The sequence below is a fragment of the Paenarthrobacter sp. NPDC089988 genome (assembly GCF_044748465.1).
In the GTDB taxonomy this organism is placed as follows: domain Bacteria; phylum Actinomycetota; class Actinomycetes; order Actinomycetales; family Micrococcaceae; genus Arthrobacter.
The window spans coordinates 176262-193958 of the sequence record NZ_JBIVGD010000008.1; the positions used below are offsets into that span (position 1 = coordinate 176262).

The window sequence follows — 17697 nt, forward strand, 5'->3', positions numbered from 1 at the left end:
GGATGCGCCCTTGAGGCACCTTCTCCTCGATCCGGAAGCTCTTAAGTGATTCTTAGCCGACAATGTCGCTGAAGCGGTATATGGCTGACCAATCCGGGTGTTGCTGAAGCCTGTTCAGGACATCAGCCATGTTGTTGTCCGAGGTCATTACCACCGATGCGGCCGCTGCCGATGCGACGTGTATGGCGTCAAGGGATTTGACGTGGAACGGGATCTCCATGGCCCGGGTCAGGACGTGTTCCGAGATTGGTATCACTGTTATCTGTCGCAAGAAGAGATCCACCTGCGCTCCGAGGCCGGGATTGCCGTCCCTGACGGCCACGCGGGCCGCCTCCAGCTGCGTCAGTTTGCTCGTGCAAAGGTGGTTCCATAAGTCTGCCTGATCCAGATAATCCACCAACGCCTGACGTGAGGGATGCTGAGGCGTCAAGAGACGGATCAGTGAAGACGTCTCCAAATAGCATCCCGCACTGACTATCGGCATCAGTAGCGCTCCCCTTCGCGCATTTCACGCAGGGTGTCTTCGGAGTTGATGGTCACAGTTGACTCCATCACCACGTCGCGTGCTGACGGGCGACGTGCAGTGACAGCTCGATGGACGGCTTCAATCTCATCGTGATTTCGCAGCGTGGAAGCCGGCACGACGTATGCCACCACGTCTCCGTCCCGGCCGTAGGTCACAGGGATTACGTTGCCCTCTCGGACCTGGCGAAGAATCTCACTGGAGGAGTGATTGAACTCCCGGCTTGTGACACTGTTCTTGACTCTCACAGAAGCTCCCGTCCATGGCGTTTGGTACTACGGTAGTACGTTTTGCTGAAGATCATCAAGCTTCGTCAAGCGGGCACGTTCCTTAGTCGAGGCCGAGTTCGTCCTTGCCGAACGCGAAGAGGTACGGCACGCCGGTTTCGGCTTCGATCTTTTCCTTAGCGCCAGTGTTGCGATCCACGATCACGGCGACGGCCACTACGTTGCCGCCCGCCTTGCGGACACCTTCGACGGCGGTCAGCGCGGACCCGCCGGTGGTGGAGGTGTCCTCGAGGACCACCACGTTGCGGCCTTCAACGGAAGGACCTTCCACCTGGCGACCCATGCCGTACGACTTCTGCGCCTTGCGGACAACGAACGCGTCAACCACACGGCCTGCGTCAACGGCAGCGTGCATCACGGCGGTACCGACGGGGTCGGCACCCATGGTGAGCCCGCCAGCGCACTCAAGCGGGATCCCGGCGTCGTCAATCATTGCCAGCATGACCTGGCCCACCAGCTTGGAGGCCTCGTGGTGGAGGGTGATGCGGCGGAGGTCAATGTAGTAGTCGGCTTCCTTGCCACTGGAGAGGATCACCTTTCCGCGGACCACCGCCAGTTCTTTGATGAGTTCAAGAAGGCGGGCGCGGGCAACGGAGGTCTCAGGCGAGGAAGTCATGGGTCCTATTCTACGGAAGGTGGGTGACCGTTTTGAGCGGTCCCCGCGCCCCTCGTCGCGAAAGCCCTGGCCAGAGCCCGGCGCTTCAGGGCCCGCCAAATAAGGCCGTAGACCAGCACGGCCAAGGCCACGGGGCCGCCGAACCATAGCATTTGCCAGAGTGGCCCACTGGAATCGAGTCTTTGCTCGTCGATCATGTTGCCGGCAACCTGCATCGCGACAACCCACGAAATTACGAGCAACCCGCCAAGAAAGATTATGGTCGTGGGCCTGCCCTTGCGTTGGCCGTTCGTTCCGAATCCCATTTACTGCTCCCATCCGGCTGCGGCCGTCTCGTCATTAACGAGACGCGGCCCGCCGGATCGTGACGCCGTAATGAAGAATGCCCGGCACGGCCATGTGGGCAGTACCGGGCATTCCGCGCGTCCTCCGTGATGGCGGGGAGGGCGCGCCCCCGTATCAAAGCCTCCCGGCTGAGAGCCAGGAGTTAGAGGCGGGTGTCGAACGAATCGCAGAACACGTTCTCGTTGAACGTTCCCTGGAATTCGGACTTCCCTTGGATTTTCTGGATGGTGGCACGGATTGCTTCGCGCGTCCCAGCGTGGGCGTGGATGGCGGTTTTGACCATGGGCACGTCGATCAGGTGGTTCGGCTGGTTGAGCGAGATGAAAACCGTAGGGACTTCCGTGGCGTACCAGGGGATCTCGGCAGCCATGGGCGAGGACCACTTAATGCGGATGGCAGCTTCCTGCGCGAAACCCTTCACGTTGGCGAAAACGAAGGCCGCATCGTAACGCTCGGAGTAGTCGGCAGTGGCTTCCTCGGAGAGGACCCGCATGAAGTTCATGCCAGCCTCCCCCGCGGCTTCGCGCTGCTCGGCGGTCCTGAACACGTCAACCGTAAACCCCGCGGCTTCGAGCTCTTCTTTGACCGTGTCCAGATAGGCCAGAGGATCGGCCCGTGTGAAGTCCGCCCCGCCCGAGATGCCGTAAAGCCGGATGCGCTTGTGGGTTTCCGGCGTGATGGGCAGGTTGTGGGCGGTGTCCTTGACCAGGGTGACAGTTCTGTCCGCGATGTCAGCGGCGATCGCCTTGTGGGCGTCGCTGCCGATCACAGACAAGGCCTCCGGGGAAGGAACCAGGGATTCCCGGGAAGTCTCGTGCAGCCCCAGGCTCGCCTTCAGCCCGAGGATCCTCCGCAACGCATCTTCCAGACGGGAATCGGAGATGACGCCCGATTTGTACCCATCGAGCATGAACTGGAAGTCCTCGTCCGGGTTGCGGAAGAAGAGGAACATGTCGCAACCGGCGGCGATGGTTGCCGGCACCAGGTCGCGACGCTTCATGGCCTGCGTCAGGCCCACCATGAGCGAGGCATCCGTGAGTACCAGGCCATTGAAGCCCAGTTCGCCCCGCAAGAGGTCCTGCAGCAGCTCAGGCGCGAGCGTTGCGGGACGGATCTCCGCGTCCGCCAGCCCGGGCCGGAAATGACGGGAAACCTCGGGTGCGCCGATGTGCCCCACCATGATCGACTGCACGCCGTGCCCGATCATTTCGCGATACACGTGCCCGTACGTCCTGTTCCATTCCTCGTAGCCCAGGGTGTTGTAGGACGTGACCACGTGCTGATCGCGCTCGTCGATGCCGTCGCCGGGGAAGTGCTTCATGGCGCACACCGTCGGCGACTCGCTGATGCCGTCGAAGTACTCCTTGGCCCGCTCCACCACAATCTCCGGGGTGTTGCCGAAGGCGCGCGTGGAGATGACGGTGTTGCGCCAGTTGTAGTGGATGTCCACGATCGGCGCGAATGCCCAATTGCAGCCAAGGGCAGCGGTTTCGACGCCGGCAACCTCGCCCATGCGGCGGGCGATGGACTTATCCGGGTGCGAACCGGCCTGCAGGTGCGTGGAGACGAACGTGCCGTCATCGCAGCTTCCTGCGCCGCCCATCTCCGGGTTCGATGCCACCAACAACGGAATCCGCGTCTTGGACTGCGCGTACCGGATGTGTTCCTGCACCGCCGCGGACGGACCGGGCCGGTACCGCATGCCACCCACGTGGAAGTTCTCCAGGACACCGTCGAGGTACCCGGGCGAGTAGTCGTTGTTGTGGTTGATGAAGAGTTGCCCGATCTTCTCTTCGAGCGTCATGGACGCCAGCGTGGATTCAACCCATTCCACGGCGGAATCGTCCAGGTTGAAAGGCGCTGCCTTGAGGTCCACCAGGAACCTGGCGGCATCATCCTGTGGGCCAAGCAACTGCTCCACGGATTGGTTGACGATCTGGTGCACGGGCGTCTCGATGTCCACAACCACTCCTTCTTCGTCGGCTTGGAGATGCTCAAGGGTAGCCAGTTGGGAGTCGAGCAGCGAGGCCGGCATGAAGTGGCCGGGGCGGGAGTTCATGCGTACGTTAAGGAGTTCGCGGGTGCCGTGCAGGTGCACGAACGCCACGGACGGGTCGCCGCTGCGGATGATGTCCCGGTAGGCGCGCTTGAGCGCGCTGCAGGCGATCACTAAGGGAGCGTCCGACGTCGAGAACCGCCTGCCGATTTCGGCCAGCCAGGGCGTCCGGTCGTCGTCGTTGAGGGGAGTACCGGCGGCCATCTTGTCGATGTTCGCTCTTGGGTGCAGCGCATCACCGTCGATGAATTCCGCGCCGATCCGTTCGGCCAGGGCGGCCCCGACGGTGCTCTTGCCGCACCCGGCTACGCCCATGACCACAATGTGGTTGCGGGCAGCAGCGAGGTGAGTCCCGCCGTCGTGCGCGCCGCTGTCGTGAGTTGTCCCGGGTTTACCAGTCATGAACCGTGCCGTCCACGAGGCGGTTGTAGGGCAGGTAGGCCTGCTGGTACGGGTAAGCCGCGGCGGCTTCCTCGTTGAACTCGACGCCGATGCCGGGGTTGTCGCCGGGGTGCAGGTAGCCGTCCTTGAAGGTCATGGACTGCTGGAAGACCTCGTTGGTCTTGTCCGAGTGCTGCATGTATTCCTGGATGCCGTAGTTGTGGATGGCCAGGCCCACGTGCAGCTGTGCGGCGAACCCGACCGGGGAAATGTCCGTGGGGCCGTGGAAGCCGGACTTGATCTGGTACTGCGCGGCGAAGTCCATGACCTTCTTCAGCGGGGAAATGCCACCAAAGTGCGTGGACGCGGCGCGGACGTAGTCGATCAGCTGTTCCTTGATGAGCGTCTGGTAGTCGTACACGGTGTTGAAAATTTCACCGATGGCCAGCGGGGTGGTGGTGTGCTGACGGACCAGGCGCAGGCCCTCCTGGTTCTCGGCCGGGGTGCAGTCCTCGAGCCAGAACAGGTCGTACGGTTCCAGGGCCTTGCCCAGCTTCGCGGCCTGGATGGGCGTCATGCGGTGGTGGCCGTCGTGCAGCAGCGGGATTTCCGGGCCGAACTCGTTGCGGACAGCCTCGAACACGGTCGGCAGGTGGCGCAGGTACGCGCGGGTGTCCCAATCCTCTTCCTGCGGGAACGCGCCACGCCCGGCGGGCTCGTAGTCATAACGCTCCCCCGAGGCCTGCGCCTGCGCAGCCACACCGTAGACGGCCTTGATGCCGGGGATGGCGGTCTGGATGCGGATGGACTTGTAGCCAAGTTCCAGGTGCTCACGCACCGAATCGAACAGCGACGGGATATCCGAACCCGAAGCATGCCCGTACGCGCGCAACCCGTTACGGGACGCACCACCCAGGAGCTGGTACACCGGCATGCCGGCCATCTTGCCCTTGATGTCCCACAAAGCCATGTCGACGGCGGCAATCGCCGCCATGGTCACGGGGCCGCGGCGCCAGTAAGAGGAACGGTAAAGGAACTGCCAGGTGTCCTCGATCCGGTGCGGGTCCTTGCCGATCAGCAGCTGGGCCACGTGCTCCTTCAAATACGCAGCGACGGCGAGTTCACGTCCGTTCAGGGTCGCGTCACCGATGCCGGTCACACCGTCTTCGGTGGTGATCCGCAAGGTAACGAAGTTACGGGACGGGCTGGTCACGAAGACGTCAGCGGCGATGATTTTCATGATCAAGGATCCTTTCGGGCCGCGAGGGGTGGGATCTCGGCTCTTTGATGGTGGAGGACTTCGATTGCGTGGAAGCCGGGAGCAAGCCCCTCGGCGAGAGGTTGATTGGAATTGAGTGTAAGGCGATTGGCAGTTTTTGGCAATCGGTTGCCAATTGATGGAATGATGCCTGGTGCCTTCAATGGGATTTGGGGGTGACGGTCGGAGAGCCGAACCACGGCTTGTGCGCCCCCTTTGGGGCTGAGGACCGGCCAGGCCAAGCCGCCTGGGGCTTTTGACGCAACCCCGCGGCGCTCACCCGCCATGCCCGGCAGCCCGCCGTCGTTATTTACGACGGCGGCGTGCCCCGCCTCAGCGGCGACCTCCCGCCCCAGCGGCGTTGCCTCGGGGTGCGTTGTCCTGGGGTGCACTGTCATGGGGTGCACGGTCCTGCTGGGCGCCATCCCGAGACGTGTGGTCGTAGGGTGCGCTGGACGCCAGGGCGCTGGGGTCCTTTGGTTCGGCGCCAGCCTCCTGCGCCGCGCTGCCCGCCTCGGCGGTGCGACGCGCCTTGATCTCATTGACGATCTCAGCGTGCATGGCATCGGTGAGCTTGTACTTGGCCATGACCGCGATGGCCAGTGCCACCATGATGGCCGGGAGTGCGCCGGCGGCAAACTGGATGCCGAGCACTGCCTCCGAAGTTTGGGCGGCGCCGGACTTGTAGCCACCCATGGCGAGGGCGTAGGCAGCAAGGGCACCGCCGACAGCCTGCCCGGTCTTGCGGGTGAAGGAAAAGAGGGCGTACGTGATGCCTTCGGTGCGGACACCGGTTTTCCACTCGCCGTACTCCACGGTGTCGGCCTCGAGCGCCCACACCACGATGCTCACGGCCATCACGCCCAGCATGCTGACCACCAGCCCGGAGAAACCGATCCAGGTCATGCTCGCCGGAGTGAAGAAAATGATCGCCCCTCCAACTGCGCTGAGGGCGCCGGCCGCAACGTAGACGGTCTTCTTGCCGAATGCGTGGACCAGGCGGGGCATGAAGGCGGCCAGGACGAACGTCATCACCAACTGGACGATGGACATGACGGCGTACAGGTCCAAGCGGCCCAGGACATCGCGCAGGTAGTAGAGCTGCACGGAGGACAGGGCCATGTAGCCCGTCAGGAACAGGAAAGAGCTCAGGCACAGCATGAGCAGCGGGCGGTTGGTCTTCAGGGTGTCCATGCTCTGCTTGAAGGAGACCTTGGGAACCGAGCGGTGCACGCGCTCCTTGGCTGTGACGAACGTGAAGAAGTAGAGGGCCGCGCCGATCACCACGAACACCAGCGTGATGGTGGTGAAGAGCCCTTGGAGGTTGGCGCCCGGCTTGATGAGCGGGGCCACGAAGATGCCCAGGCCTGAGCCGACCAACAGCGCGCCCACCATGCGGGCCGAGCCAAGCTTGGCGCGGTCGCCCGGATCCTGGGTCATGGCCCCCGCAAGTGAGCCGTAGGGAATGTTCACGAGGGAGTATGCAAGGCCGAGTGCGGCATAGGTGACGTAGGCATAGAGGAGGGTCCCAGTCTCGCCGATCTGCGGAACGGAGAACGTTGCCACGCTCAGGAGCAGCAGCGGGATGGAACCGAACATGATGAAGGGACGGAATTTGCCGAAGCGCTTGCTGTAGCTACGGTCCACGAGGCGGCCCGCGAAGACATCGGCGAAAGCGTCGAACACCCGGACCACGAGCAAGAGCGTGCCTGCCGCCGCCGCCGAGATGCCGGCAACGTCGGTGTAGTAGACCAGAAGGAACATGGTGGCCGTGGTGAAGGCCAGGTTGTTGGCGGCATCTCCGGCTCCGTAGCCGAGGATGCTGAGTTTGCTGAGCTTGTTCAATGCGGGCTCCTTTACCCATTGCGTCATTGCGTGCCGGGCGTCTCAACAGTTGTTGCGCCACTGGAGCTTTGGGCCCGGCCTGTGTAGCTGATGTAATTCTAGTCACGTTGGCAAAGTTTTGGCAATCGGTTGCCGCAAATTGCTTCAGCACGTTTCGGCCCGTTCATGCTTACCGACGCCGGGGACTCACCTTGCGGGGCCCGCTCTGCACCCCAAGATTCTCGAATGGCACGCAGAGCTTGCCCAACAACATGACCCACGCGCACGCATGAAAACCGTGCGGGGCCCGCTCTGCGCCCCAAACCCAGGAAATGCCACGCAGAGCGGGCCACGCAACGGGTTGTTAAAAACAACGGGTTGTAAAAACGCAGATTGGCCCAGGCAACCCGGGTTTATCGGGCGGCCTGGGCCAATCAAAGGGTGCGATGAATGTGCCTTGTGGTCTACGCGGCCGTCCCCGAACCTGCCTCAGCGGACACGCCAGCGAAACCCTCGCCGAGCTCATGGATCAGCGCCACCACGTCCGGATCCCTGGCCAACTCGGCGTCGAGCAGAGCCAGTAATGCCGCCGTTCGGGCTTGACCGGACAGGAGGGAAGCTTGGGCGACGTCCTCGAACAGGGGGTCCTGCAAGCCAGGTTGAATGGCCAGGAAAGCAGACCACACCGCGATCATCCGGGCGGCGGCCTGCCCTGTTCGCCCGGCAGCCCGCTCCGCGCGCAGGACCGGCACAGCCCGCATCCGCAGCTTGGTACTGCCATCCAGCGCGATCTGGGCCAGGTGGTGGGCGATCCGGGAGTTCCCGAAGCGCTCCAGCAAGGCAGCCCGGTATTCGGTGATGCGAAGTTCTTCTCCGGGGAGGTGCCGCGATGCTTCGTCCCAGAATTCCTCCACGGCGTCGCGGCATACGGGATCGGCCAAGGCTTCGACCACGGTGGTGTGCCCGCGGAGTTGCCCGGCGTAGGCCAGGATCGAGTGCGCGCCGTTGAGGAGCCAGAGCTTGCGGTTCTCGTACGGCTCGATGTCGTCCACGAACACGGCTCCGGCGTCTTCCCAACGCGGTCGCCCGGCAGGGAAAGCGCCACTCAGCACCCAACTGTGGAAGGGCTCGGTGACCACAGGTGCCTCGTCCCGGTAGCCACACGCGGCAGCCACGGCGGAGATATCGGAAGCGGTAGTCCGCGGCGTGATCCGGTCCACCGAGGTGCTGACGAAGCTCACGTTCGCTTCGATCCAGGCCGCGAGCCCAGCGTCGAACGCTCGGGCCAACGAGAGAACCCCGTTCCGGGCTACGTTTCCGTTGTCGGAGAGGTTGTCGCAACTGACGACGGCGAGCGGTCCGGCGTCGTTCGTCTTGCGGGCGGCGAGGCCCGCCACCAAGCGGCCCATCGGCGTCGTGGGTTCCCCTCCGGCGAGCAGAACGGAAAGGTCGTCTGCGCCCAGACCATAGGCCGCCTCAGTGATGGTCAGGGTGACCACGGCGGTTGAAGGAGCCGCGAGCAATTCAACGAAGCGGGCGACATCGGCCCCATCAACGGCCTCGACAATGCTGCCAACAACCTCGAAGGAGTCCCCGGCGTCGGAGCGTTCCACCACCGTGAACAGGCCATCCTGTGCAGCCAATACCGTGGCCGCGTCCGGCCGTCGCCCAGTGAAGGAGGCGATGCCCCACTCCCCCGCGTCGCCGGCGTGCTGGGTGTACCAGGCCTGGTGGGAACGGTGGAACGCCCCGAGGCCCAGGTGGACGATGCGGACCGGGGCGGCGGGAGAATCAGTGCGACCCAACAGCGGAAGCAGCCCGCTCACAGCTTGAACACCCTTCGCGGCGATCCATCCACAATGTCGAGGATCAACTCGTGAGCGCGGTCCTCGCTGACGCGGTGCTCTGCGACGAGACGCGCAAGGAACGACGCCTCGATGCGGCGGGATGCGTCGTGCCGGGCCGGGATGGAGCAGAAAGCGCGGGTGTCGTCGATGAAGCCCGAGGAGCGCGAGAATCCGGCGGTCTCAGTGACGGCCGAGCGGAAGCGCAGCATGGCGTCCGGAGCATCGAGGAACCACCACGGCGCACCGAGGTACACGGACGGGTAGAACCCGGCCAACGGCGCAAGTTCGCGGGAAAACACGGTCTCGTCCAGGGTGAACAGCACCAGGTGGAAGTCCTTGGCCGTGCCGAAGTCCTGCAGCAGCGGGCGGATTGCCTCGGTGTAGTTGATGGCGAACGGGATGTCGTGGCCGGTGTCCGCGCCGAACGACTCGAACGTGGGGCCGTGGTGGTTGCGGTACGAGCCTGGGTGGATGGTCATCACCAGGCCGTCTTCCACGGACATGCGCGCCATCTGGTACATCATGTGGGCCTCGAACGCGTCCCGGTCCGCGGCGGTGGCCTTGCCGGCGCGGGCCTTCTCGAACAGGGCCTCGGCTTCGGCGGGATCGAGCTTGAGCGTCGCCGGCGTGCGGACGCCATGGTCCGCGGACACCGCGCCATGCTCCACGAAATAACGACGGCGGTTTTCCAGTGCGGCGATATAGCCGGCGTAGCCAGTGGCGCCGTCGGCCGCGGTTTCGATCAGCCGCTCCACGTTCGCCGCCCACGTGGGGTGCGCGACGTTGAGGTACGCATCGGGGCGGAATGTGGGCAGGACGCGGCCGTTGAACGTGGGATCCTCGGTGAGCGCCTTGTGACTGGCGAGGTTGTCCAGGGGATCATCCGTGGTGGCAAGGACCTCGATGTTGAAGTCCTTGAAGAGCTGACGGGGACGGAAATCCGGCTCAACAAGCTTGGCAGAAATGGCGTCGTAGCTGGCGTCGGCGGAGAGCGCGGAAGGGTCCGCGCCGAGCTTGAACACCTGCTCGAATTGGGTGCGGAGCCAGTAGCCGGACGCCGTGCCCTCGAAGAGGGGCCAAGCCTCGACGAACCGGCGCCAGACTTCACGTGAGCCCTGGGTTTCACTGGCGTGAAGCTGATCCATGGGCACACCGTCGGCGTGGATCAGGCGGGTGACGTAGTGGTCCGGGCTGACCAGCAGCGCTGCGGGATCCGGGAACGGCGTGTTCTGCTCGATGACTGCGGCGTCAACGTGGCCGTGCGGGGAGATGATGGGCAGGTCCTGGACGCGCTCCAGCAAGGACCGCGCGATGCTGCGCGTCCCGGGATCTGCGGGCAGGAGCCGGTCAGGGTGGGCTGCAAGGGACTGTGACATAGATCAATCTTCGGGTTCACGTTGCCATTTTGTCAACCGGTTGCCAAAAATTGCCAAGTCATTGCAAAGGGCACTGCAACGAGGAGTGAAGGGCTAGCTGAGCAACCGGCCGCTGGAGCCCCGGACCACGAGTTCAGTCTCGACGCTGACGGCCCGGGCGGGCGCCTCGTGACCGAGCAACAGGTCCAGGAGGATGGTGACGGCCCGGGTACCGCATTCCCGCAACGGTGAACGCACGGTGGTCAGGGCTGGGGTGGTGAAATCCGCCCCGAAAATGTCGTCGAAACCAACAATGCTGATCTGGTCGGGAACCTGCATCCCGCCCGCCTGCAACTCCTGCATCAAGCCGATGGCAATGAGGTCGTTGTAGGTGATGACTGCGGTGGCCCCGCTGTCCAGCACGTCGCGCGCAACCTGCCTGCCGCCGTCGACCGTTGGTTTGCTCGACTCCAAGCGGACGGCAGTCAGTTTGGACCATTCCGCGGCAGCCTTGACGCCTTCCCAACGGCGGGCCGTCATCCAGGATTGCGGCGGGCCGGCAACGTAGGCAAGCTGCTCGTGGCCGTTGGCGGCGAGGCTCCGAACCGCCTCGCTGATGCCCTTGTTGACATCCGGCACCACGCAGGGGACGCCGTCGATGTCCCGGTTTACCACTACGACGGGCTTGTCGCCGGCCAGCGAGCGGATGTTGTCGTCGTCCATCCGGGGGCTGGCCAGGATGAGCCCGTCGACGGTAGCCAGCAGCCGCCTGGCCGCCGTGACTTCGGTTTCGGGCGACTCGGACGACTCTGCGAGGACCAGCGTGTAATCCCGGGCCGCGCCCGTGGTTTCGGCGCCGCGGATGATGTCGAAGAACGTGGGGTTGGTGATGTCCGCGACGATCAGGCCGATGGTCTGCGTCCGGCCCGTCGGCAGCGCCCGGGCGAAGGGGTTCACCTGGTAGTTCAACTGCTCGGCCGCGTCCTCAATGATCTTCTGCGTCTTGGCGCTGACCCGGCCCGGCTTGCTGAGGGCGCGGGAAACCGTGGAGGGGTTAACTCCGGCAAGCTTGGCGATGTCGTAGATGGTGGGTGAGGACTTCTCTCCCCGGCCGCGCTTGGAGGGTGCAGTGGAGGTTCCGGCGTTCGTCGCTTCAGTCACGGCTCCATCGTAGTGCCGTATGGCAACAAAAAGCTGGACGGTTGCCAAAATGCTCTCTCACGAAACGCCCCTTTCACGTCGGCGCTCTCTCACGAAACGCCCCTTTCACGCCGGCGCTCTCTCACTCGCTTAAGGAAAGTGAGAGAGGAACCGGCGGAAAGGGGGATTCGGTGAGAGAGCGTCGGGGGGGGGGTGGGTTAGGTGCGTTCGGGGAACTTGCCTTCTTCGGCGATGCGCTTGTTCAGCTCCTGCAGGAACTCGTCCTCATCGAAGTCCAGGGACACTTCCTTGCCGGTCCAGCTGGAGAGGTGGATGGCGTTGGCCAGGCGGACGCCGTTGATGCCGTCGGAGCCCGGAGCGAGCAGCGGAGTCCCGTCCAGGATGTTGGCAGCGAAGTTCTCCAGGACACCGGCGTGCTGGCCGCCCCAGACGGACTCGAACTCGATGACCTCGGTGGAGTAGAGCTCCTCGCGGTTCAGCTGGCCCATGAAGAGCTTCCGGACGTCGTCCATGCCCATGGAATCGCTGATCTCGCGCTCCGGCTTGACCAGGCGCGTGACGGTGGCGGTCTTGCTGTCTTCCACAACGATCTTGCCCTGGTCGCCCAGGATTTCGAACCTGTCGGTTCCCACAATGTCGTGGGTAGCGGTCACGAAAACGCCTGTGGCGCCGTCGCCATAATCCACGACGGCGGTGACCTCGTCTTCGACGGCGATATCGCGCCGGAAGCCGTACGCAACCTTCGAGTAGACGGACTTGGGGACACCGCAGATCCACTGCCACAGGTCCAGCTGGTGCGGTGCCTGGTTGACCAGGACGCCGCCGCCTTCGCCACCCCACGTCGCACGCCACTCGCTGGAGTTGTAGTAGCCCTGCGGACGCCACCAGTTGGTGATGATCCAGTTGGTGCGGCGGATGCTGCCGATTTCGCCGCCGTCGACGATTTCCTTCAGCTTCTTGTACAGCGGGTTGTTGCGCTGGTTGAACATGATCCCGAAGGTCAGTTCCGGCTTGGTGGCGGCGAACTCGTTGAGTTCCTTGACCTGCTTGGTGTAGACGCCGGCCGGCTTCTCCACGAGGGCGTGGATGTCCCGTTTCAGGGACTCAATGCCCATCTCGGGGTGCAGGTAGTGCGGAACGCACGTGACCACGGCGTCCACCGAACCACTTTCCAGCAGGGCGATGTAGTCGTCGAAGAACGGCGCCTCCGGGTAGAGGGAAGCCGCGAGTTCCTTCTTGGCCGGATCGGTGTCGCAGATGGCGCCGATTTCCATGTTCGGGACCATGCCGTCCTTGATGAACTTGGCGTAGGCGCCGCCCTGCTGGCCCAAGCCGATGATGCCGAGGCGTACTTTGCTGCTCATGAAGTGATTCTCCTGTCCGAAAAGTCTAGAAAAGGTCGCCGTGGCCCATGGCCACCAGGTTGTCGTGGGAGGTCTGGAGGGCGTCCCACACCGTGCGCCCGTAAAGTTCGTCCTGCTCCACCAGGAGGTACTGTGCCCCGGCCTCGATGGCGGCGGGCACAATGGACGGGAAGTCGAGATTGCCTTCGCCCACTTCGGCGAACTGGACCACGTTCTTGAACTCGGCCATGAACCCGGCAAAATCGCCCTGCTCCAGGAGCCCGAAGGACGACTCGGGCATCTGCCCGATCCGATAGTCCTTCAAGTGCACCATGGCAGTCTTGCCCGCGTACTTTTGCAGGGTCCGGACCGGGTCCAGACCGCCGCGCTGGACCCAGTGCACGTCGATTTCCATACCCATGGCCGGCGAATTGTCGGCAATGATGTCCAGCATGTACTTGCCATCGAACTTGGCGAACTCCACATGGTGGTTGTGGTAGTACAGGCTGATGCCGTGCTCCTGCAGACGCTCAGCGTAGCCGTTGGCCGTCTTGGCGAAGTCCACCACGGCGTCCAGGGACTTCATGGCGGGGAACGGCAGCATGCCGATGCGCAGCAGGGTGGAGTCCAGGCGCTTGGCGTCATCCACGATCTTGTCGAAGTTCTCGGCCAGGGACTCCACGGGGAAGCCCTTGCGGCCTTCCACCGCTACGGACAAAGCAGCAATGTCCATGCCCAGTTCCGTCCGGGCACGCTCCAATTCGTCCACGTTCTCCGCGGTCATGGGGATCTGGGAGACCTCCACCGCGTTGTAGCCGATTGCGCTGACCTTGCGCAGGGTCTCGAACGCTCCCACTTCGGCGAAGCTCTCCTTGAGCATCATCGCCTGTACGCCTATCTTGGCCACTGTTTTCCTCCGTGGTTCCGGCCCGTTAGGGCCCTCTTGATGTGCTGGCAGGACGCGACAGCTATGCCGCGGCGCCAGCCTGTTCGGTCTGTTGGCGCTGCTGCTCGAGCAAACGGTGCCTGTCGGCCCTGCGTTGTTCCTGGCGGTCCGGATCGGGCACCGGTGAAGCCAACAGCAACCGCTGCGTGTAGGGGTGTTCGGGGTCGCGGGTGACGGTTTCCGCAGGTCCCTGCTCCACGATTTCGCCGCGGTACATGACGGCGACACGGTGGCTGATGTGCCGCACCACGTCGAGGTCGTGGGAAACGAACAGGTAGGAGACCCCGGTGTCCTTCTGGATCTGCAGGAACAGGTCCAGCACGCGGGCCTGCGTGGACAGGTCCAGGGCGCTGACGGGTTCGTCGCACACGATCAGTTTGGGAGAGAGCGCCAGAGCCCGGGCGATTGCCACGCGCTGCCGCTGGCCACCGCTGAACTCCCGCGGGAGCCGGTGGATCGCGTCTGACGGCAGTCCCACCTGGTCCAGCAGCTCGCGCACGCGCTTCTTCGCTTCAGCCGCCGCCATGCCCTGCACGCCAAGCGGCTCGGCCAGGATGTCGCCGATTTCCAAGGCCGGGTTCAGCGAGGTGTACGGATCCTGGAAGACCACCTGCAGGTCCCGGCTCAGCGTGCGGCGCTCCTTGCGGGAGTCGTTGCTGATGTCGTTGCCTTCGAAGATCACCTTGCCCTCGGTGACCGGAGCCAGGCCAAGCACGGCCCGCCCTAGGGTGGTCTTGCCCGATCCGGACTCCCCCACCAGCCCCAGGGTTTCACCTTGGCCGATGGTGATATTGATGTCCGTCAGCGCCCGGAACGGCTTGGCACGGAACCTCTTGCTGGGGTACTCCACCACCAGGTTTTCCACGGACAGCAGCGGGGCTTCCTGCCCTGGGTTCTGGGAAGCAGTCATGCCACCGGCTCCTTTTCTGCTGCATGACGCGTGGCTGAATCTGCGTGTGAAACGGGCCCCTCGGGCGGGGAAACAAGCATGGTCATGGGCGTCTTACCTTCAAGCATGGACCCCAGCAGGGTCTGGGTGTACTTCTCTTTCGGGTTCCGGAGGATGTCCCGGACGGTCCCTTCCTCCACGAGCCGGCCGTTCTGCATCACGGCCACCCGGTCGCAGAGGTCGGCGACAACACCGAAGTTGTGGGTCACCAGGATGACGCCGATGTTCAGCCGCTGCTGCAGCTCGCGCAGCAGGTCCAACACGTCGGCCTGCACCGTTACGTCGAGGGCAGTGGTGGGCTCATCGGCGATCACCAGGTCCGGTTCGCAGCTGATCGCTCCGGCGATCAGCACCCGCTGGGCCATGCCGCCGGAAACTTCGTGCGGGTAGGCGGCGAACGTCCGCTCCGGGTTGACGATCCCGACGTCGGTCAGCAGCTTCAGCGCGCGGGTCCTTGCCTCCGCCTTGGAGATGCCCAGGACGCGGACCATGGGCGTGACCAGCTGGTACCCGATGGTGAACGCCGGGTCCAGGTTGCTCATGGGTTCCTGCGGAATGTAGGAGATCCGCTTGCCGCGCAGCTTGGACAACCGTTCCTGGCTGACGCGGTCCTCGCCGGGAGCCACGGTGTAGTTGCCGTCGAACTGGATGGAACCGGCCACGATCCGGGCGTTGTCCGGCAGCAGGCCCAGGATGGAGAAGGCGGTCTGGGACTTGCCCGAACCCGACTCCCCCACGATGCCCAGGATCTCGCCGCGGTCCACGTGGAAGGACACATCGTCAACCACTTTCTTGATGGAACCATCCGCCTGCGGATAGCCGACGCCGAGGTTGGTCACCTTGACCAGATGGTGTTCGGTTCCACGCTCGACGGCGGCAACCGACTTACGCGACGGGCGCGCCTTGGCGGGTTCCGCCGTCGTGCTGGCGCCGGCTGTGCCCGAAGCAGGGGTGCGTTTCTTGCGGTGCTTGATCTTTTCGCCGTCCTCCAGGGCGTCGCGGATGGCGTTGCCCAGCAGGACGAGTCCGCCGATGGTGAGGGCCATGGCGAGTGCCGGCCAGAGGAGGAGCGTGGGCGTCAGGTAGACGTTCTTGAAGCCCTCGGAGAGCATGACGCCCCACGTTGCCTTGGTGGGATCGCCGAGACCAAGGAATTCCAGGCCGGATTGGATGGCGATGGCAACCCCGGCGATTGCGGCCGTCTGGATGATGATCGGCGCGCGGACCACAGAGAAGATGTGGCGGGCAACAATCCGGACGTCGGAGAGGCCTGAAACTCGGGCCGCGTCGACGTACAGCTCATTGCGCACCGACTGGACGGCAGCCCTGGTGAGCCTGAAATAGGACGGGCTGATCAGGATGCCGAAAGCGATCATGGAAATCCACACGGACGGGCCGAACGCTGCACGGATGGTGAGCAGGACGATCAGGCCGGGCAGGCTCATGAGGATGCTGACCACCCAGTTGGACACGGCCTCGAATTTGCCGGCGTAGTAGCCGGCGATGAGTCCTGCCGGGAGGCCGATGGCGATGGCCACGCCTGCACAGAGCAAGGCCGAAAGCAGGGTCAGCTGGGCGCCGAAGAGCAACCGGCTCCACGTGTCCCGCCCTGCGCTGTCCGTTCCCAGGATGTTGGTGGAGTCCGGGGCGGCCAGGGTCTTGCTGATGTTGGCGAAGTTCTCTTCGAATGGAGCCAGCACCGGGGCGAAGATCGCCAGCAACGCGATGGTTGTCAGGATGACGAGGGCTGCGATGCCCAGGGGGTTCCTGATGAGGCGGCGCATCACGGTGGAACGGACCACGGTGCCGCTTTGGCCTGTTGCGGGCTGCGCCGCAAGGTCTGCTGTTGAATTTATGGAGTCGCTCATGACACACGCACTTTCGGGTTGAGCCAACCATTGAGGATGTCCACCAGGAGGTTCACCACGATGACCACCACCACGGTGTACATCACCACTCCCATGACGACGGGAAGGTCAGTCTGGCCAGTGGCCGCAACTGCGAGCGGACCCATGCCCGGAAGGGCGAAGATCTGCTCGATGATCACCACGCCGCCCAGCATGCCGATCAGCTGGAGGCTCAGGACCGTCAAGCCGGCGGGGGCGGCACTGCGCAGGACGTGCTTGAACAGGATCTCCCGCTCGCCGATGCCACGGCTGCGGAGCGTGCGGACGTAATCGCGTTCGAGTTGCTTGATGACGGCGCTGCGGATCTGCTGGGCACCGCCGGTGACGCCGTTGATCAGGAGGGCGATGACCGGCAAGGTCATCGAAACGATCCACGCTTCAGGCCCTACCTCGGGCGAGATGGTGCTGGTAGCGGGGAACAGGCCCAGCTGGATGGCCAGGATGGTAACCAGGAACACGCCGATCACATACCCCGGAATGGAGTCGCCAATGATCGCGCCAATCTGGACCACCCTGTCCACCCAGCCGCGCTTGACGGCTGCCGCAACACCGATCAGTGCTGCGCAGAGGGCGATCAGGATCATTGCGGCGAAAACCATGGTCATGGTCACGGGGATCCGGGTGGCCAGGGAGTTGGCCACGGGCTCGGACGTGAACCACGAGGCTCCGAGGTTTCCGCTCAAGGCATCGCCCAACCAGGCGAAATAGCGAACGAAGAGGGGCTGGTCGAGTCCCAGTTCGTGTTCCTTAGCGGCGACTTGTTCAGGGGTTGCCTGGTCGCCCAGGATGTTTTGCGCAATGCTTCCGCTGGCTGTGTACAGCAGGGTGAAGGTGAGCACCGAGACGACGAACAGCACCACCACCCCGCTGCCCAGCCTTTTCGCAATGAACTTGATCAT

At 64.0% G+C, this 17697-nt stretch carries 14 protein-coding genes; all 14 read right to left on the reverse strand.

From position 1 onward, the window contains the following. Window positions 1–52 precede the first annotated feature (52 nt). A complete protein-coding gene (locus ACIPV6_RS11865; protein WP_400271069.1) occupies window positions 53–484 on the reverse strand; it encodes a type II toxin-antitoxin system VapC family toxin in 432 nt (143 codons plus the stop codon). Beyond that, entirely contained in the window at window positions 484–681 is a 198-nt protein-coding gene (locus tag ACIPV6_RS11870; RefSeq protein ID WP_400271070.1) for a hypothetical protein, read from the reverse strand. The genes ACIPV6_RS11865 and ACIPV6_RS11870 overlap by 1 nt, the downstream gene beginning before the upstream one ends. Window positions 682–853: 172 nt before the next feature. Continuing rightward, a complete protein-coding gene (pyrE, locus tag ACIPV6_RS11875) occupies window positions 854–1426 on the reverse strand; it encodes an orotate phosphoribosyltransferase (RefSeq protein WP_397326356.1) in 573 nt (190 codons plus the stop codon). Between the two features lie 487 nt (window positions 1427–1913). Then, a complete protein-coding gene (locus ACIPV6_RS11880; protein ID WP_400271071.1) occupies window positions 1914–4229 on the reverse strand; it encodes a gluconokinase, GntK/IdnK-type in 2316 nt (771 codons plus the stop codon). Further along, entirely contained in the window at window positions 4219–5448 is a 1230-nt protein-coding gene (manD, locus tag ACIPV6_RS11885) for a D-mannonate dehydratase ManD (RefSeq protein ID WP_400271072.1), read from the reverse strand. The genes ACIPV6_RS11880 and manD overlap by 11 nt, the downstream gene beginning before the upstream one ends. 351 nt (window positions 5449–5799) lie before the next feature. Continuing rightward, entirely contained in the window at window positions 5800–7311 is a 1512-nt protein-coding gene (uidB, locus tag ACIPV6_RS11890) for a glucuronide transporter (protein WP_400271073.1), read from the reverse strand. Between the two features lie 443 nt (window positions 7312–7754). Then, window positions 7755–9116 carry a mannitol dehydrogenase family protein gene (locus ACIPV6_RS11895; protein ID WP_400271074.1) on the reverse strand — a complete coding sequence of 454 codons (1362 nt, stop codon included), beginning with the start codon at window positions 9114–9116 and terminating at the stop codon, window positions 7755–7757. Beyond that, window positions 9113–10513: a glucuronate isomerase gene (gene uxaC, locus ACIPV6_RS11900; RefSeq protein WP_400271075.1), complete on the reverse strand. Its 1401-nt coding sequence runs from the start codon at window positions 10511–10513 to the stop codon at window positions 9113–9115. Before uxaC ends, ACIPV6_RS11895 begins: the two co-directional genes overlap by 4 nt. A 93-nt stretch (window positions 10514–10606) precedes the next feature. Further along, on the reverse strand, window positions 10607–11653 hold the full coding sequence (locus tag ACIPV6_RS11905) for a LacI family DNA-binding transcriptional regulator (RefSeq protein ID WP_397326350.1): 1047 nt from the start codon (window positions 11651–11653) through the stop codon (window positions 10607–10609). Window positions 11654–11850: 197 nt separating this feature from the next. After that, entirely contained in the window at window positions 11851–13017 is a 1167-nt protein-coding gene (locus ACIPV6_RS11910) for a Gfo/Idh/MocA family protein (RefSeq protein ID WP_400271076.1), read from the reverse strand. A gap of 25 nt (window positions 13018–13042) precedes the next feature. After that, window positions 13043–13903: a sugar phosphate isomerase/epimerase family protein gene (locus ACIPV6_RS11915; protein ID WP_400271077.1), complete on the reverse strand. Its 861-nt coding sequence runs from the start codon at window positions 13901–13903 to the stop codon at window positions 13043–13045. Window positions 13904–13964: 61 nt separating this feature from the next. Next, window positions 13965–14852, reverse strand: coding sequence for an ATP-binding cassette domain-containing protein (locus ACIPV6_RS11920; RefSeq protein ID WP_400271078.1), 888 nt, complete (start codon window positions 14850–14852; stop codon window positions 13965–13967). Beyond that, window positions 14849–16759: a dipeptide/oligopeptide/nickel ABC transporter permease/ATP-binding protein gene (locus tag ACIPV6_RS11925; RefSeq protein WP_400271079.1), complete on the reverse strand. Its 1911-nt coding sequence runs from the start codon at window positions 16757–16759 to the stop codon at window positions 14849–14851. The genes ACIPV6_RS11920 and ACIPV6_RS11925 overlap by 4 nt, the downstream gene beginning before the upstream one ends. Next, window positions 16756–17697 carry an ABC transporter permease gene (locus ACIPV6_RS11930; protein WP_400271080.1) on the reverse strand — a complete coding sequence of 314 codons (942 nt, stop codon included), beginning with the start codon at window positions 17695–17697 and terminating at the stop codon, window positions 16756–16758. The genes ACIPV6_RS11925 and ACIPV6_RS11930 overlap by 4 nt, the downstream gene beginning before the upstream one ends.